Below are 17,935 nucleotides of genomic sequence, written 5' to 3' on the forward strand. Positions count from 1 at the left end.
TGCTACTGAATTTTATTTTTCCTAAAATAAAACTAATAAGTCACACGAAATCCACGCGTACATGACTTTGATTTTTAATTACTCTTTTAAATTTACTTCTTTCTTTTCTCCGTCTTTATCTATAGTGACACGCTTTTCAATATTGGCCTTGTCAATATAGGATTGCCTTGCTGTACCATAATTTGTTGTAGATCCTGTATAACCCCAATAATTATAATAATTTGTATAACCCGATACATAAGAATAATTATAAGAATTAGAAAAATCGAAACTCGCCATAACGACATAAGTCCCCGGCATCAAATCTGCAAATTCAAAATGTCCTTCGTCATCATAAACTTTGACTCTTTTGATGCTGTAACCAAAATCCGGATCCAAAGGAACTTCGGGCATTTTTTTCTGTTTACGAATTTTCTTGTTGACTTCTACCCATTCTTCATAATATGCCGAATTCGGAAAAAGTGTAATTTCTGTACCTTTTGGTGCAAATTGTTTTTTAGAAGTATTAACCAAACCGCCTAATTTTTTACCAGCGTCTGATCTCGCATAAGCAGTTCCAATAATAACGCTGTTGCCTTTGGAAATCTGTCTAGCAACTTCTTCTTTGTTGAATTTGTTTTTAATTGGCTGATAATCCAGCTCTTCATTAACTGTAATTTCCCACATACCTTTAGCCATAGACATCTCTCGCTGCCAAAGACGGTGATCTTTTTTGTCGATAATATAATTATAAGTGGCTTTAGTACTTTCTTCTAAAACTGTTACAAGCCAAGTATCGTGTTTGCCGGTTCTCGGAGAATTATAAATAAAGCTTTTTACCTGTGTAATGGTATAATCTTCTACGAGAGCGCCTGTCTCATCACTATAATAAAACTGCGGAAAACGGGCTTTGTAACCTACATCTAATGGCAGAGTTGTAATCAAATGATCACTCCAATTGTAGTCAATATACTCTCCTTTCGGATTCAATTTCAGCTTTTTATCTTTTTTGGTTTTCTTAGAATAAGAAGTACCAGTAGTCAACTGACCAAAGTTTAGATTTATTTTTCCGTCTTTTCCGTCAAAGTCATAACTGATAGGTTTTAGCGTTTGTGCATCTACCACAGAAATACGGGTCGTATTGCTTCCTTTGTCTTTTGGAGTATAAACATTGGACAAAGTCAATTGGTTATTGGCCGAGACAATATCATACCTCAATGTTCCCATTTTTCTCCAGCTCGTATCTTTCACATAATAAACCGTATAAAGTGATTTTTCTGCTTTGATATATTTGGTATTGATATCCTTACTGCCTGGAACAATTGTCTTTTGACTGAATGCAATAAACGGAAATAGGATTACTACATAAAAAACCTTTTTAGAACGTGCTGTTTTATTTTTCAAAAAAGCTTCTTTCACTAATAAAAAACGATCTAGAATGTTTACTCTCATGGTGTTTTTTTTATTGTAACAAATTTACCGACGCCAAAAACATAAAACAATACCTGATTTCATGGTTATTTAAAGCTCTCATTAGATTTAGTAAAATATATTTTGATGAATTTTTACTGCTGTAATTTGTTTTTTTCTCTTTATGATTTCGATCATAAAATAGGGCTTCCTTGTCGCTTTAAATTTGTACTCGCAGGTGCTGAAGCGATTTTAGCAGCTGCATTCCAAACATTTACAAAATCCTAAAATTCAAAAAAATGACTAATCATCAAAAAGAGCTCATATCGGCTACGGTGCCAATTTTGAGAGAAAGCGGCGAAGTACTTACCAATTATTTTTATGCCCGAATGTTTAAACACCATCCTGAACTAAAAAACATGTTTAATATGGGAAATCAGGCTAACGGCAGACAAAAATCAGCACTAGCCAATGCCGTTCTTGCTTATGCTGAAAATATAGAAGACCCTAGTGTATTGATTGGTGTTCTTAAAGGAATCGGTTCCAAACATATCAGCCTTAATATTCAGCCGGAACAATACAAAATAGTAGGAAATCATCTTATTGCTTCTATTAAAGAAGTAATTGGAGAACCCGCAACTGATGAAATTCTGGAAGCATGGACTACCGCTTTTTATCAGCTGGCCGCTATTATGATAAACATGGAAAAAGATTTATATGCCGAAAATTTATCAAAAGCTGGTGGATGGAATGGCTGGCGAAAATTTATTATCAAAAAAATTGAACAAGAATCAGCAGAAATCAAATCATTTTATCTTTATCCCGAAGATGGGAAAGAAATTGCTGATTTTCATCCAGGTCAGTTCATAAGTATTCAAGTTTTTATTGAAGAACTCAATCTTATGCAGCCAAGACAATACAGTTTGTCAAGCTCATATAATAAAGAATACTACCGAATTTCTGTAAAAAGAGAAACAGGTATAAATTCAAATCCGTCTGGAAGAGTTTCTAATGCACTGCATTTAAAATCTGAGGGTGATGTTGTATCCATTTCTGCGCCTGCCGGTCTTTTCCATTTAGAGAAAGATTCCGAAGATCCTTTAGTACTTATAAGCGGCGGTGTCGGACTAACTCCTATGTTGAGTATGCTTGAAACGAACATGCATTCGCTGCAGAATAAAAAAACAGTCTGGATTCACGGATGCAGAAATGAATCGGTTCACGCCTTTAAAAAACAAATTGAGCATTTAAATCAAAATGCAGAATGGCTGGAAACATTTACTTTTTATGATACAATAGAAGACGAAACAAATCTTCCTGTAAATACCTCTCAAGGTCGAGTAAATCTGGAAAAATGCAGCGAATCAATTTTGCTTGAAGGTGCTCGATTTTATATTTGTGGTCCCGAAATTTTCATCAAAACACAATATGAAAGTCTGCTTAATTTAAATATAAGTGAGGAAAATATTTTTTACGAAGAATTTGGTCCACAGCTTATCAATTTAAATTAGAATGAAACTTCAGGAAATCTTCAAAAGCAGTTCACTTGAAAAATTTTTGAAAAATATGCTGACAACATTTTTTATAACGCTGACATTAGCCTGCATTAATTTTGGCAGTAATGCCAACTTTTTATACTTATGGATGCGTTCTTGGGGAGTGGCGGCGTTAATTTCTAATTCTTTTACCTTTTTTATTTTTCCGAATAAATATGTTAGAATATGCAGACAGAATATTGCAGACCGTATTTTAATTAAAAACGCTAAGAAATACCTGCTCTAGATTGCAGCATATTTATCACATTAAAAACGGATCAGCAGTCAATTATAGGATTATAAAACTTAAAAATCCTGTATTTGACTGCTGTTCTTAATTTAAAAAATCCGTTAATCTGTTTTCTAATATTTCTTCCTCTATATGACCAAAATGCTGTCCTAAGATATTATAATTATCATCAAAAATAATAAATGACGGCGTTCCGCGTAATTGGTTAAGTGTAAAAGTCTCTGCTATTATGGGAATCTGAGTATAATAGGATTTTACCTTTTTTATTAAACTTACTTTTTCTTCTTCAGAAAAGTCACTAAAATTCGGAACCACACTACACATTAATTCAATTTTATCTGAATTTAAAAATTCTTCAGAAGATATAATAGTATCAAAAGCCGTTGGAAAGTTTATCTTTTCTGAATAATTAGAAAGCCCATAATTGGTATTATAATAGTTTTTGGTTGCTCCTACCAGTGTACCGTCATTCAACAGCAGTTTTAAGTTTGCTTCGTTATTATATTCAAAGTCTTCAAAAGCAGTGGCAACTCCAATAAAACCAACTTTATCATTAAATGAGTTATAAAGTTTATTCATCATCGGAATACCGTAAATAAAACAACCGGGACAATTAACTTGAAATACAAATGCCATATTAACTTTGTTTAATATGAAATCTCCTTGTACTAATTCTTGAATGTTTAGATGAAATTTTGACATCGCTTGAATAATTATTTAGTGTAAATAGTATTAATTACACCTCAAAATTACTCCAGATTACTGTCTTTTTAGTAGACCAGTTTTTGTAATAATTTCTATTTTCTGGTTGATGTAACAAACTTTAAATCAAAACAAAAAGAATATGACAGCGTTATTCTGGAGACCGTTCTTAATTAAGTATTTCCTGAAGAGAATCAATAACTTCTCTAAAGTTACTAGGTTTTTTCAAGAATTTAAGATGTTTGAATTTTTTAACGGCTTCTTTAATCGCACTTCCTGACTGGCCGGAATACAGCACAACCGGAATTTTTTTTAAGCCTTTTATTTCCCAAAGAAGTTCAAGAAATTCACTTCCGTCGAGATAAGGCATATAATAATCGAGAAAGATAACATCTGGAAGTTTCTTGGCCTCTCTCAACTTTTTGAGTGCTTTAAGAGCGTTGTTTTCAACCGAACTTTTTATCTTAGCATCGATTGCTGCTAATGCCATAACAAAAATTTCTGCATCATCTGCATCATCATCGACTAGTAAAATATTCTTGTAACTCATATGTCTAAATTAGAATGATATAAAAATTTAGACCTTATATAATTTTGTTTTCAAGTTACACAATTCCCATATTTCAAAAATAATGCATAAGTCATATACAAACAAAAACACTCATAATCAAACAACTAAAACAAATACATAAAACTATTTACTATAAAAAATTACTCTTTTTTAGGTTCATAACGCATTGCAGTACACAAACAATTTTTTCTGTTTTTACTCTTTAAAATTTCACAGTTCACGCACGACTGACAGTTTTGCCAGAAGTTTTCATCAGATGGAAGTTCTGAGTATGTTACGGGTTGAAATCCAAGTTCATGATTCATTTTCATAACAGGAAGACCCGAAGTAAGGCTGAAAATGAATGCGTCAGGATATTTTTGACGGCTTAACTCAAAAATTTTCTCTTTGATTTTTTTTGCCAGCCCTGTATGTCTAAACGCAGGCGCTACAATTAAACCCGAATTAGAAACGTAATGATCTTGATTCCAAGACGAAATAAAAGAAAAACCTGCCCAAGTTCCGTCTGCAGTATAGGCAATTACGGCGTCTCCGTTTTTCATTTTTTCTGCTAAATATTCTGGTGGTCGTCCCGAAATACCTGTTCCGCGTAAAATAGCTGAAGCGGCTGTTTCTTCGCAGATTTCTTTTATAAAGTAAATATCAGCTGCGTCTGCCACTTTGATAGTAAATTCGGTGCTTATTTGAGCTATTTGGGAATCGGATGAATTTAAAATTTTGTTTTCAGAAAGGTTTATAATTTCTAGACCTTTCTTTGATAATTGTAAATCGATATATCTAGTTTTCATATAAATGGAAAGTATTTCAGCTTTAATTAAATTGTTAGACACAAAGTAATCTGAAACACAAAATCTGATTTTCAAAATATATACCAGTGAACTTTTGCAATACGAAACTCAGTATAAGTACCTGTTTGAATGCAGATTGCAAAAAAACTTTAATTTGATTAGTAAAAAGATTGATTATCAAAATGATAAAATCATTTCATTTTGATAAAAAATAAAAGGCTGTTTCATAAAATATGAAACAGCCCATTATATTTTGTAAATAGACCCCTAATTCTATTTTTTAGTATAAATAATTAAGAGCTATAATGTCATTAGAATTAAATGCTCCAGTTTCATTTGAACCGAAACATGCTCTCATGTAAGAAGTTGCATCATATCCTGAAGGAGTTCCAGGGATTTGAATTGCACCAACGCCAGCTGTACCTTCGTTCGAGTTCTGTCCACAGCTTTGACGGCTAAACCAGTCAGTATGACGTAAACCAATGCAGTGCCCAATTTCGTGAGCTGCTACGTGTGCATTTACATTTACAGAATAGCTTTCTAATCCAGAATACAATGTAACTGAGTTAAAAGGATTTCCTCCAGAAGGGAAACCAGCTACTCCACCCGCAGATCCTGTTTGTCTTCTTACCACAATGTTTGCGCCAGAAGTACTAGAACTGAAGGTCAATGTAAAGTTAATAGACAATCCTAAATTGTTGTACCTGTTAATTGCTGCCTGTAACCCCGCCCGCATATTGGTTGTAAGCGCCGTTGTTCCAGTTCCTGTTAATCCAACAACTTTAATAGTTTTTGGAGCAGCTACTAAGTTTGTAGTACGGTATTGTTCTGTGGTAATACCTCCATGAAGATCCATTTTGCTTAATTGATCTGGAGTTATAACAATACATCCTTCTACCAAGAATGCATCTTCTGTTGTACCATCTAGTTTCGTGTTTTTAATCACTTGAACATCCGAGTTGTTCAGTGAAAGAGAACTAATTTTATCTAACACTTCTTGTGTTACTTTAAGAGTTTCTCCTTTTGCCTGATTTGCTTGAGTTGCATCTTCTTCTTTGTTACAAGAAAAAAGAATCAGTGTTGTAAATGTCAAAGCTAAAATTGTTTTGATCTTTTTCATAAAAAAGTTTTTGGGTTAAGTTGAATGATTAATTAAGAATGGGGCCTTTACAGAATATTATTACTACTTATTTTCAAATTTATATAAATTTAATCTTAAAATACTTATAAAAATATAATATAACAAAATTAACATTTATTGTTATAAAAATATTTGTTTATAAAAAATCATCAATTTTAGAATTGTTTAAGAAAAACATTTATTTAAATAAACAAATAATTATCAATCAATTACAATATAAAGCCATTTATCTAGTTACTATTTCAAAGCAAATTTGTTTCATTATTATTAATTATTTTTGCATTTTCAAGTTTATAATAGAGTAGTTTTTTATGCATAAATACAGACAAATACTTATGAATACTTCAAATTCTGACAAAATAAAAGTTAATTAAATTATTAAGAATATTTTAATAACTTTAGCCTTACCAAAAGGTCAAAATTTGACCTGATAGCAACATACTATTTCCCCCAAATACTATTATAGATGAAGTTTCAAATCATTTTTTTCTTTTTAATGTTAACCACAATAGGTTTTTCTCAACGTTCAGAAAAATGGAACCAATACATGAAGAAGGAAAATGAAAGAGAAATGGAGAAATACTATATTACATCTTTAGAAAATGCGCATGACAAGAAATACAAGGTTGTAAAAAAGCTGGATACAACATTTTGTATCATTAAAATGGAAAGTTTAAAACGGCATCAATTAGAAAAAAAGGTAATTCCAGCCAATAACTTATGGAAATTACCTTCGAATTTTTCAAATCATAAAGATGACAGATACTATATCCTGGCGACAGATTCTCTTGAATCTTTAATAGCTGAATTAGAGTCAATTAATATTTATGATATAAAAGCACAAGCTGGTAATCTGGTAATCATAAAATCTAATTCTCAGAAAATTATTGATGAGGTCATTGCCTTAAGCAGTGTGACTTCCGTTTCTCAAGAGGCAATGACGCCAAAAGGGGAATCAAAAATAATAGATCAAAATTTCAGCATTAATAACATAAATAAAGCACGTGATAATTTTCCTCTTTTAAAAGGCGAAAATCAAATTATATCTATCAAAGATGATTTTTTTGATCCTGATGATGTTGATTTATTACATAAACTTATTCCGTCTTCCACACAATCTTCAACCGTGTCAAGTCATGCAACTGCTATGGCTACCATCGCATCCGGATTAGGAAATAGTTCTGTTTTAGGAAAAGGTGTTGCCGAAAATGCTAAATTGCAATCTTCTAACTTTTTGAACATTTATCCTGACGAAAACTCAACTTTAGAAGGTGCAACGATTCAAAACCATTCGTACGGGACGGAAATTGAGAACTTTTACGGCTCACTTGCAAATGCTTACGATATTCAATTATCAGAAAATCAAGATCTTGTTCACTGTTTTTCATCTGGCAACAGCGGTTTAAAAGGCTATAAATCTATTACGGGAAATTTTAAGCAATCTAAAAACGGAATTGTATTGGGCTGTATCGACCAAAATGAAGTAATTATGCCATTTTCGTCAAAAGGTCCCGCTTATGACGGTCGAACAAAACCTGAGTTAGTCGCTTTTAGCACACAAGGAACTTCTAATTCGACAGCATTGGTTTCTGGAATGATTGCTCTTATGAAACAGCATTATAATTCCTTAAACAATAGCACTTTAAATAATGCTCTTACAAAAGCAATCTTGATTACCAGTGCCAAAGATTTAGGGCAGATTGGTCCCGATTTTACTTACGGCTTTGGCTCTATAAATGCTGATAAATCATTGAAAACCATAAGTGAAAATAGATTTTTTTCTGGTAATCTAAGTTCTGGCCAGACAAACTCACACACTATTATTCTTCCATTAAATGCAAAAAATTTAAAAATTACTTTGGTCTGGAACGATTTGCCGGCGGCTATTAACAGCAATATCAGTTTAGTGAATGATTTAGATTTAGAAGTTACTACACCTGATAATACCGTTTTTCTGCCTTGGATTCTAAATCCGGATTTTCCTGAACAATCGGCCGTTAGAGGAAAAGATAAACTGAATAATGCAGAGCAGGTAACTATCGAAAATCCTGTATCTGGATCTTACACGATTACTGTTACGAGCGCTTATATCACGACATCTCAGGATTACAGCATTGCGTACGACTATGAATTAGAAAATCAATTTGAATGGAATTATCCTAGTAAAAATGATAATTTCCCTTATGATGGTAAAATCATTTCTCCCTTCAAATGGGATTCTTCTTTTTCCGGAACAACAGGTCAATTAGCTATCACTTATGATAATGAACAGACTTGGGAAATTATTGCAAACGGCATCAATCTAGACAGCAAGCAATTTATGTATACTCCTGCAAAGCAAAGATTTTCGAAAGCAAAATTAAAAATGAAGATTAATAACGTAGATTACATCTCTGATGATTTTATTATTTCTTATGATTTGAACATCACAACGAGTTTGGTCTGTAATGGCACAACAGAAATCAATTGGGACAAACCTGCCGATGTTGTTTCATTTAATATTTATGAGCTGAATAATGATTTTTTAGAATTTAAAGAAGAAATAACAACCAATAATTATACCTATGACAACGGAAAAATTCATACTGTTGTTCCCGTATTTGACAATAGTGAAGGAATAAAAAGCGAGTCGACATTGCAGCATGAGCAAAACTCAAATTGTTATTTTGAATTGACTATGGCAGAAACTTTTGAAGAAAATAAAATAAAAGTGAGTGCCAGTCTTTTCAGTCTGTACAATATCAAAACAATTGAATTAATAAAAATAGATCATAATACCGAAATTGTTATAAGCTCAATTACGGAAGTAGATTCAAAAACATTTACATTTTTAGATGATTCACCGATAAAAGGCAGCAATAAATATAAAATCAATATCATTCTGGAAAACAATAATGTCGTAAGTTCTGAGATTATTGATGCGGCTTATTTAGGCGATGATTTGTTTTTTGTTTACCCTACCCTTTTAACTAAAAATAAAGAATTGAATATTGAAGCAAAAAAAGATGAAAATGCAGTTTTCTATTTGTACAATATAGCCGGACAAAATACTATTACTTCTCCGCTGCAGCCAAAAAGTAATAGTATCAATCTTAAAAGTACGGCTTCTGGAATTTACCTCTACAAAATAGTTACAAAATCTGGCGAAATCCAGACGGGAAAAATTGCAGTATTTTAATTCCGTTTTTTATTTTAATTAAAGGAAAGTATCAAATCGCTCAAAGTGACAGGTATATCCGTTAGGATTTTTTACCAGATAATCTTGGTGGTATTCTTCTGCTTTCCAAAATGTTGAGTAAGGCTCAAGGGTTGTAACCACTTTTCCGTTCCATCTTTTAGAATCATCAACTATTTGAATAACCTCTTCGGCAGTTTCTCTTTCCTGATCGTTTTGTATAAAGATAGCCGATCTGTAGCTTGATCCTCTGTCGTTTCCTTGTCTGTCTATTGTTGTTGGATCATGCATACGGAAAAAGTAATCTAAGATTTCTTTATAAGAAGTTACACGAGTATCATACGTGATTTCAATTCCTTCGGCATGTCCGGGATGATTTTGGTACGTTGGATTTTCATTTTCCCCTCCAATGTAACCTACTTCCGTATTTGTTACTCCTGGGCGTACTCTAAACAAATCTTCCATTCCCCAGAAACAACCTCCGGCTATATATGCTTTTTCTAAATATTCCATAATAATTATTTCTATATTTTATTGTAATTAAATCTATTTTTTAGCTCCTACAAAATTAACAAAATGATACGGGTATTTGACCCCGAAGCGATTCTTAAAACTTATTTTATTATAGACAAAAACAGCTGCATTAAACAAGGCCGTTGTTATCCAATTTCTTTAATCAAAAATCATAACTGAATCCTCATTCCCCATTATTATCATATCTGTCAGCCCGATAAAAAGTCCGTGAGCTACTAATCCTTCAATCTGCGTTAATGCTGTGGCTAAAGACTTTGGATCTTTAAGTAAACCAAAATCAGCATCAATAATATAATTTCCTTGATCGGTTAAAAATTCTTTATCTGCTGCCATTCTAATTTTACCTTTTCCATTAATACTCTCAATCTGCCTTAAAACATAATAAGAGGCAAAAGGTATTACTTCAATCGGAAGTTTAAATTTTCCCAGCGTTGCTACTTTTTTTGAAGAATCTGCAATTATAATTTGCTTCTTTGTAACCGACGCCACGATTTTTTCGCGAAATAATGCGCCTCCTCCTCCTTTAATCAGCAATAAATCAGAAGTAAATTCATCTGCTCCGTCAATGGTAATATCTATTGAATCTACTTTATTTATATCTATTAATTCGATATTTAAAGATTTGGCAAGTTCTCTGGTTTCATTTGATGTAGGGATTGCTTTAATTTTTAACCCATTTTTTACTCGTTCGCCGATTTCCATTATGGCATAAAAAGCGGTTGAGCCAGTTCCTAAACCAATAATCATGTTATCGTCAATAAATTTTACCGCCTCTTTGGCAGCAAGCATTTTTTCTTTTTTTAAATCTTTGCTCATTTTTGCAATTACAAATTAAAATCGTAAGACAAATATTCACTTATAAAATCAATAAGTATTAGATATTTTCTCCATCTTTTACAGACTTATAAATGTATTAAAAAACAATAGTTTTTCTAAATCAATTAGCAAATTTATTAGCCTTACAATTCAATCTTCTTTGTTTTAAAAAAGCTAAAAATAGGTACAAAAAATATCCAGACTGGATTATTGCGTACGTAAAAACGTACTTTATTACTCCTCTTGTAATTTAATATTAATCAACTTTGTATCAACCAATTACTAGTTGCGTAATGAAAAAAGATTGGGCACAAAAAACACATCTGTTTCATTATCAACAATGTAATAAAAATCACTTACTAACAATTATTTATTTACTAACCCCTAAAATTTTTAAAATGAAAAAATTTTTAAGATTAACCAGTTTGCTATTTATTACAGCATTAGTATTTAATTCCTGCGAAAAGGAACATGATTTGAATACGCCGGAAGCCGTTGAGAAAGATGAACTTGCCATCGTGAACTCCGACGCTTCTTCACCCAATGTCGAGATAAATGGCAGTTCTACAGCAAAAGGCACTGCAGGTGCTAGAACAATTACATTACAAACCAACACGTTATCATGTCCTGGAGGCTTGTGCACTTCTTATGGCGTTTGGTCAACGGGCGTTTATACTGTTTGGTTTACAATGAAATTTAATAATGGATTTTATTGGAGCCGAGGCGGTAAATGCGGTTACGGAATCTTGATTGGAGACCAAAATACCGGCGGTGATGCGGCTTGGGACGGAAACGGCGGCAGCGCAAGGTTTATGTGGTATTGCCCAAATGGATCTAACAGTGCTAAAGGAAGCGGTGCTTATCTGCAGCCTTATGTTTATTACAGAGATCAGCCGGGACAATTTGGTAATGATTTTGGAAAAAAATACTATATCCAAGAAGGCGTTACCTATAACTGCCAGATTTCGGTTAAGTTGAATACTGGTTCAAATACCGACGGATATGTAAAATATTATGTGAACGGTACGGAAATATTAAATCAAAAAATTCGCTGGGTGACGAATGACGCTAAACGAAATGTAAACGCAGTAAGCCTTCACACTTTCCGTGGCGGCAGTCAGGAATACTGGAAAGCTCCAGTGACAAGTTCTATTTCGTATCCTAGTGCTTCTTGGGATGCTCTGTAATTAAAAAACTTTATTCTAAAAGCTCTAAATCGATGGATTTAGGGCTTTTTTTTATTATAACAGTTTGTTTTTTATCTCTTTATACTTTGAACGTCCTATGGGCAGTAAAGTTCCGCTTTTTAATTGCATACTGTATTTCCCTCCTGTTTCTACAACAATTTTATCTGCCTGTTCCCAACAGAGAATATACGATTTGTGTATTCTTTCAAATGTTTCTGGAAGCAGTTTTTCTAAAGCTTCGAGCGATTTATCGTGAAGTTCTATTTTATGATCCGTCAAATGAAGTTCGGTATAAATCCCTGCTCCTTTTATGTACAAAATTTCATTAACGGGTATAAGTCTAAAGGTCTTTGCTTTTCTTACTGCTAAAAAACGTATAGCCCTGCCAGATTGTTTTCCTGACGTAGTATAACGTGTAAATGCCTGTGCAAGTCTTTGTTCATCAAAAGGTTTCGGAACAAAGTCTAAAACGCCGTAATTGAATGCTGTAATGGCTTTGTCTGTATAAGCTGAAATAATAATTGTCTGAAATGGACCGGCAACAAAAGTCTGCAGAATTTCAAAACCGTCTTCTCCATTTAGATTTAAATCCAATAAAAGCAAATCGATCATATTTTCTTCAATAATCGAAAGTCCATTTTCCAGCGAATCTGAAAGCAGAATTTGTACGTCTTTAGCAAAGAAATCACGTGTCATTCTTTCTATTCTCTTTGCAATACGCGCTTCATCTTCAATGATTAAAATCTTCATTTATCAAAAATTTTAATGGTTGTCTCCCAGCCTTTTTCTATAGAATGAGAATCAAAAGACCAATTTTTACCATAACTTTCCGTTAATCTGGCTTTTACATATTTAAAACCAGTTCCAACACGTTGTTCTTTTTTCTTCTGACGATTTGCAGCAAAAGTCTCTAATGTATATTGTTTGAATTGTTTTTCTCTGGTAAATCTCAGACAAAAAACAATACAGCTGTCTTTTGGCGGCAGACTGTGCGTAATTCCATTTTCAATAATTGTATGAAGAATTGCCGGCGGAATTGTTTCGTTTTCATCAATTCCTTCTTCCTGCCATTCATAACAAATTTCTTTTCGAAAAGACATTACTTCCAAATGTCTTCGGCATAAATCTATTTCTTGTCTTATTGGGATAAGCGTGTCTTCTGCAATGTCATTCATTATATCAAATTCTTCTGCAATAGCGCGAATAAAAACAACACCTTCTTTTGGAGATTCTTCAATCCAGTCAATTAATGAAGTTAAAGTATTTCTAAGAAAATGCGGCTGAATATTTTTCTTTATTAATTGTAATTGTAATCTTGACGAAAGCAGTAAAGATGCGTTATGAGCTTCTTCTAAAGCTTTTGCTCGTATTGTGTGCAAATAAAGCATACAAAGCACAATGATTGTAAAGGCAATAAACAACCCAAAATCATAAAACATAAAATAATTGACTGCGGCGCCTGCCAATAATCCTGCCGCGACAATAATACCACCTTTTATTTTTCGATACACAGCATCAATGGCAATAATAATCGAAAATAAACGAGCGGCAATTGTAAAATATGCGGCTGAAATATCATAATGCCCGTAACAATAAATATAGATATAAATGAGCGTAATCAGCAAAAGAAATAAAACCAATTTCTTTCTTTTAAAATCAAACTGCAGCATAAAATACCAAGGAACCAGTATTGAAATGGCAAAAGTAAGTCCGCCGATGATTTGTAATCGGGTATAAAATTTATTGTATGGAATATCTACATAATACTTTACATATTCCATAATCAGCAGCGAAAAGAAAAGCAGGCACATGATCCCGAAAAGTAAAACCGTTAATTCTTTTCGAGTACTGTTTATATACAAAAAGAAATAATAGATTGCGGCGATTAGAAAAGCACCCGCCATTAGATTCATAAACGATAATACAATTAACGGCGCCCTGTGGAGCTGTAGAAAATTTTTGAGTTTTATATGAATTTCCCGTTCTGCATCGCGAAAATACGTCTGAGTACCAATTAGAGTTACAACGTGATTTCCAACTGTAGACAATTGCTGCGGAATCTGATAAAAAGTGGTTTCTGTTCCTGGTTTTTCAGCAAATCCTGGTTTTGCCATTTGACCATTTTTTCCGACCAAAACGCCATCCCAATAGACATCAAAAGCACCAAAAGCATTTATCTGAAGTCCAAGCGGTTCAGAATTATTTCCCAGCTTTTGTATCGAAACGTTTGCTTTAAATTTAAAAATCGAATTTTCAGATTTCCCTAAATCTGGCCGCTGCTGATCGTAATCTACATTGTACGTTACGTCTGTAGTTGCGTATTCATTGTAATGTTGACAAGAAGCCAACAATAACAGGAATAAAAGGGTTAAAAAAGCACGTTTATACATACGTTAAAGGTAAAATAAATATTGATTTGAAAAATGCATTTGAGAAGTCCACGGAGCCGTTTGCAAGTTTTTAAAAGGAGGATTTTATTTTATCTGCTAATCTTGTACTACAAAACCAACCAAAGATGAAAACTCTAGTAACCGATATTTTAATTTTATTTCTTCCTTTTTTTTGCGCTGCACAGCAAACTGTTATTTCTGGTAAAGTTCAAGACAATGCAACAAAAGAAGCATTGCCTTACGTAACGGTAACGATACAAGATGCTGCCTCAAAAACGATAACAGCCGGCGTAACGGATAATAAGGGTTTATTTAGCTTAGAAGGAATTTTAAATGGCACAGAAACAATTTCTTTTAGTTATACAGGCTATCAAAATTATACGCATCCATTGCAAATCACATCTGGAAAATCTAAAATAGAATTGGGAACCATTTATTTAATAACCGAAGCCGTACAATTAAAATCGGTAGAAATAAGTGGTCAAAAATCAAACATCAGCTTAAAGCTTGATAAAAAAATATTTGAAGTCGGTAAAGATATTTTATCGCAAAATGGTTCTGCTCACGATGTTTTAAATGGCGTTCCTTCTGTGGCAGTCAGTCCTTCTGGCGGCATAAGTCTTCGAGGCAACAATAATGTTTTAGTTTTAATTAACGGAAGACAATCTGGGCTTACGCAAAACAACGCTCTTGACCAAATCGCAGCCGATCAAATTGAACGAATTGAAGTGATTACCAATCCATCGTCTCGATATGATGCTGCGGGTTCTGCGGGTATCATTAACATTATTCTGAAAAAGAATAAAAAAAGCGGTTTCAGCGGTCAAATACGATTAGTTGCGGGGTCTCCAAATGACAGCCGTCTTAATCCGAGTATTAATTTTAAATCCAACAAAATCAATATTTTTTCGAATTTCAGCATTCGTTCCAGCGATTACGTTGGTTTGTATACTACGAATCAGGTAACAAATCTTACTACTTCTCCCAATTATATGAATCGAGTACAAAATGAAGACCGCCACGACGATGGAAAACTTCTTTATTTTGGAGCTGATTATTTTATTGATGAGCATCAAACAATTACCGTTGCTTTTTTAAAGAACGGAACACATGACAATGACAAAACAGATTTAGAATACAATTATAAAAGTAATCCCAATAGTATAACGCCAGACAGCCTTTTGGTGAGAAATGGAAAATCATTAGAAAAACGCGATTACAGTCAATTTGAGTTTAATTATACCCGAACATTCAAACAAAAAACAAAAAAATGGACAGTCGATGTTCAATACGATTGGTGGAACAGCGACAAGAAATGGAATCTTTCTACAGAACGCTTAACTCCAAATCCTTTAGATTATCCCGGTATTCGAACAAGATCAACAGGAAACAGCAGAGACTTTCTTGCCAAAAGTGATTTTATACAGCCAATTGACAGTGTTTCGGTTTTAGAATTCGGAATAAAAACAGAAATAAGAAAAGTTTCAAGCGATTATTTAGCCGAGCAAGAACAAGACAATAATTGGATCATTTATCAAAACATTGATAATGATTTGAATTACAGTGAAACGATAACGGGCGCCTACGTACAATTTAGCGACAAAATCAAGAAATTTAGTTACATGCTTGGACTAAGAACAGAGTTTACAGACATTTCAATTAAAGATGTAGAAAACACTTATAATGACCAGAAAAATTATAATAAACTGTTCCCAACAGTAAATTTAAGTTATGGATTTGAGGCTTCAACTTTGCAATTGAATTACAGCAAACGCATCAGACGTCCTTCACTATATGCTTTATATCCATTTAATGAAGTTACCGATTTGAATGCACAATATATTGGAAACCCAGATTTAAATCCTTCCTATACAGATGCATTCGAAATGGCGTTTCTTAAAACCTGGAAAACATTCACTTTAAATCCTTCCCTATATTATCAATATGAAAAAGGTTATATTCAGGATTTCACCTATCGTGAAGATGATATTTTCTTGACAACGCCCATAAATATTGACTATGAAATACGAAGCGGCGTTGAATTATCAACCTTATATAATCCGTATAAATGGCTTCAGATTAATGCCGAAATGAATTTTTACAGCTTTAAACAAAAGGGAAATTATAATGAGGAAAAGCTGGATTATAAAAGCGAAAATTTTACCGCACGTTTAAGTACGCAGATCAAACTTCCTGCAAAGTTTGGTTTTCAGGGACGCTATAATTTTCGAGGTGAAAAACGTAATGCACAAACAGTAAATGAAGCTTTGCAATCAATTGATTTTGGATTGAGTAAACAACTCTTCAAAGACAAAGCTACACTAGTTTTTGATATCACAAATGCTTTTAATCTCCGTCAAAATAAAAGCGTCACCACAGGAATTGATTACCTTATTAAAGAAAATAGTATTCCGAATGCAGCAAGATATCGACTGAGTTTTGTTTATCGTTTTAATCTAACTGATCCAAAAATAATTAGACAGGCTAAAGATGCTAATAGAAATTGATATAGTTGCAAAACGTATCGAAAGAAAATAAGTTTTTTCATTTTAATATTCAGTCATCTATCAAAACATAATAATGTATGCCGTACAAACATCTTACTGGTTGTCCATCTTTTATAGCCGGAGTCCACTTTGGACATAATTTCAGAACTCTTACCAATTCATTACCAGAACCGTAGCCAAAATCGCGAATAATTTCAATATTAGACAAGGAACCATCTTTTTCAATTATAACTTTTGCAAAAATACCTGCCTGTATTTCTTCTCTAATTATTTCTTCCGATTTAACATAATTCTTTTTTATAAAAGCTTGCAACTTTTCAGTATCACCTGCATATTGCGGTAGAATGTCAACATCTTTAATATTATAAACTGTAGTATCATTTTTTAGGGATTTTTTTTCTGTTTTCTCAGAACGCTTTTGTTCGTTTTCTTTTTTACAACCTGTTAATCCCAGGATAATTATAATAAAAAGTATTTTTTTTATCATTTTTGTTCTTTTTCTATTTTGTCTTCAAATGTTACTTTTCCGTAATTTACTTTTTCCATTCTATACCTAAAAGGAAGATACGAATCGGCTATCCATTCTCCATTTTCAAAGATAAAAGACAAATGTTTTCTAATCCTATTTTCTGGAGTATAAATTTGAAGATTGTCACCTTCAGTCGGTTGATAATCAAAATCAAAACAATTTTTACTGTTAAGATGCGTAAGCATAATTTCATTAGTCAAATCTTCTGATAAAGTTTTCTCTGGCATATACCCCATTCCATCCATTGTAGTTAAGCTTGGACCAAGACATTTTTCTAATGTCCAAGTAAACTCGCTGCGGGCTTTGTTTCTGGATTTTCTAGATTTTTTTTGATGCACAATTTTATCCATCGTTGCTGGAAAACATGTACAAAGTTTGATTTCTTTATCTGATTTACACATCTGTTTTGATATTAGAAAAA

At 32.9% G+C, this 17,935-nt stretch carries 16 protein-coding genes; 5 read left to right on the forward strand and 11 right to left on the reverse strand.

Annotated features, from left to right (window positions below; all coding sequences use genetic code 11):
- Window positions 1-78 precede the first annotated feature (78 nt).
- Complete coding sequence (locus tag ACFSC2_RS22275; protein ID WP_379813302.1) at window positions 79-1,431, reverse strand: DUF3108 domain-containing protein; 1,353 nt, start codon at window positions 1,429-1,431, stop codon at window positions 79-81.
- 257 nt (window positions 1,432-1,688) lie between these two features.
- On the opposite strand from ACFSC2_RS22275, the gene hmpA reads away from it, so the two are divergent.
- Window positions 1,689-2,900 (forward strand): NO-inducible flavohemoprotein, encoded by a 1,212-nt coding sequence (gene hmpA, locus ACFSC2_RS22280; protein ID WP_379813303.1) that lies wholly within the window; start codon window positions 1,689-1,691, stop codon window positions 2,898-2,900.
- A gap of 1 nt (window position 2,901) precedes the next feature.
- Window positions 2,902-3,171 (forward strand): DUF2798 domain-containing protein, encoded by a 270-nt coding sequence (locus ACFSC2_RS22285; protein ID WP_379813304.1) that lies wholly within the window; start codon window positions 2,902-2,904, stop codon window positions 3,169-3,171.
- An 87-nt stretch (window positions 3,172-3,258) separates the two neighbouring features.
- Here the strand turns inward: ACFSC2_RS22285 and ACFSC2_RS22290 are convergent, their stop codons facing one another.
- The 4 genes from ACFSC2_RS22290 to ACFSC2_RS22305 form a co-directional block, all read right to left on the reverse strand.
- Window positions 3,259-3,876: a hypothetical protein gene (locus ACFSC2_RS22290; protein WP_379813305.1), complete on the reverse strand. Its 618-nt coding sequence runs from the start codon at window positions 3,874-3,876 to the stop codon at window positions 3,259-3,261.
- A gap of 169 nt (window positions 3,877-4,045) precedes the next feature.
- A complete protein-coding gene (locus tag ACFSC2_RS22295; protein ID WP_379813306.1) occupies window positions 4,046-4,426 on the reverse strand; it encodes a response regulator in 381 nt (126 codons plus the stop codon).
- 161 nt (window positions 4,427-4,587) lie between these two features.
- Entirely contained in the window at window positions 4,588-5,130 is a 543-nt protein-coding gene (locus ACFSC2_RS22300; RefSeq protein ID WP_379814302.1) for a GNAT family N-acetyltransferase, read from the reverse strand.
- Between the two features lie 385 nt (window positions 5,131-5,515).
- A complete protein-coding gene (locus tag ACFSC2_RS22305; protein WP_379813307.1) occupies window positions 5,516-6,355 on the reverse strand; it encodes a M57 family metalloprotease in 840 nt (279 codons plus the stop codon).
- 487 nt (window positions 6,356-6,842) lie between these two features.
- Between ACFSC2_RS22305 and ACFSC2_RS22310 the strand changes: the two genes are divergently transcribed.
- On the forward strand, window positions 6,843-9,554 hold the full coding sequence (locus ACFSC2_RS22310; protein WP_379813308.1) for a S8 family peptidase: 2,712 nt from the start codon (window positions 6,843-6,845) through the stop codon (window positions 9,552-9,554).
- 18 nt (window positions 9,555-9,572) lie between these two features.
- On the opposite strand, the gene msrA is transcribed toward ACFSC2_RS22310, so the two are convergent.
- Both msrA and rpiA read right to left on the reverse strand, forming a co-directional pair.
- Window positions 9,573-10,064, reverse strand: a complete 492-nt coding sequence (gene msrA, locus ACFSC2_RS22315; RefSeq protein WP_379813309.1) for a peptide-methionine (S)-S-oxide reductase MsrA — start codon at window positions 10,062-10,064, stop codon at window positions 9,573-9,575.
- Between the two features lie 159 nt (window positions 10,065-10,223).
- On the reverse strand, window positions 10,224-10,901 hold the full coding sequence (rpiA, locus tag ACFSC2_RS22320) for a ribose-5-phosphate isomerase RpiA (protein ID WP_379813310.1): 678 nt from the start codon (window positions 10,899-10,901) through the stop codon (window positions 10,224-10,226).
- A gap of 398 nt (window positions 10,902-11,299) precedes the next feature.
- Here rpiA and ACFSC2_RS22325 point away from each other — a divergent pair, with 398 nt between their 5' ends.
- Entirely contained in the window at window positions 11,300-12,088 is a 789-nt protein-coding gene (locus ACFSC2_RS22325) for a polysaccharide lyase (RefSeq protein ID WP_379813311.1), read from the forward strand.
- Window positions 12,089-12,142: 54 nt separating this feature from the next.
- Here ACFSC2_RS22325 and ACFSC2_RS22330 read toward each other — a convergent pair whose 3' ends face one another.
- Both ACFSC2_RS22330 and ACFSC2_RS22335 read right to left on the reverse strand, forming a co-directional pair.
- Complete coding sequence (locus ACFSC2_RS22330; RefSeq protein WP_379813312.1) at window positions 12,143-12,838, reverse strand: LytR/AlgR family response regulator transcription factor; 696 nt, start codon at window positions 12,836-12,838, stop codon at window positions 12,143-12,145.
- The gene (locus tag ACFSC2_RS22335) at window positions 12,835-14,478 is read right to left on the reverse strand and encodes a histidine kinase (RefSeq protein ID WP_379813313.1); all 1,644 of its coding nucleotides are present in this window, start codon (window positions 14,476-14,478) and stop codon (window positions 12,835-12,837) included. Before ACFSC2_RS22335 ends, ACFSC2_RS22330 begins: the two co-directional genes overlap by 4 nt.
- Before the next feature lie 125 nt (window positions 14,479-14,603).
- Here ACFSC2_RS22335 and ACFSC2_RS22340 point away from each other — a divergent pair, with 125 nt between their 5' ends.
- Window positions 14,604-16,985 carry a TonB-dependent receptor gene (locus ACFSC2_RS22340; protein WP_379813314.1) on the forward strand — a complete coding sequence of 794 codons (2,382 nt, stop codon included), beginning with the start codon at window positions 14,604-14,606 and terminating at the stop codon, window positions 16,983-16,985.
- A 49-nt stretch (window positions 16,986-17,034) separates the two neighbouring features.
- Here the strand turns inward: ACFSC2_RS22340 and ACFSC2_RS22345 are convergent, their stop codons facing one another.
- Both ACFSC2_RS22345 and ACFSC2_RS22350 read right to left on the reverse strand, forming a co-directional pair.
- Window positions 17,035-17,472, reverse strand: coding sequence for an energy transducer TonB (locus tag ACFSC2_RS22345; protein WP_379813315.1), 438 nt, complete (start codon window positions 17,470-17,472; stop codon window positions 17,035-17,037).
- On the reverse strand, window positions 17,469-17,915 hold the full coding sequence (locus ACFSC2_RS22350) for a hypothetical protein (RefSeq protein ID WP_379813316.1): 447 nt from the start codon (window positions 17,913-17,915) through the stop codon (window positions 17,469-17,471). Before ACFSC2_RS22350 ends, ACFSC2_RS22345 begins: the two co-directional genes overlap by 4 nt.
- Window positions 17,916-17,935: the final 20 nt, after the last annotated feature.

It is taken from the genome of Flavobacterium artemisiae, from assembly GCF_042678225.1.
In the GTDB taxonomy this organism is placed as follows: Bacteria; Bacteroidota; Bacteroidia; order Flavobacteriales; family Flavobacteriaceae; genus Flavobacterium; species Flavobacterium artemisiae.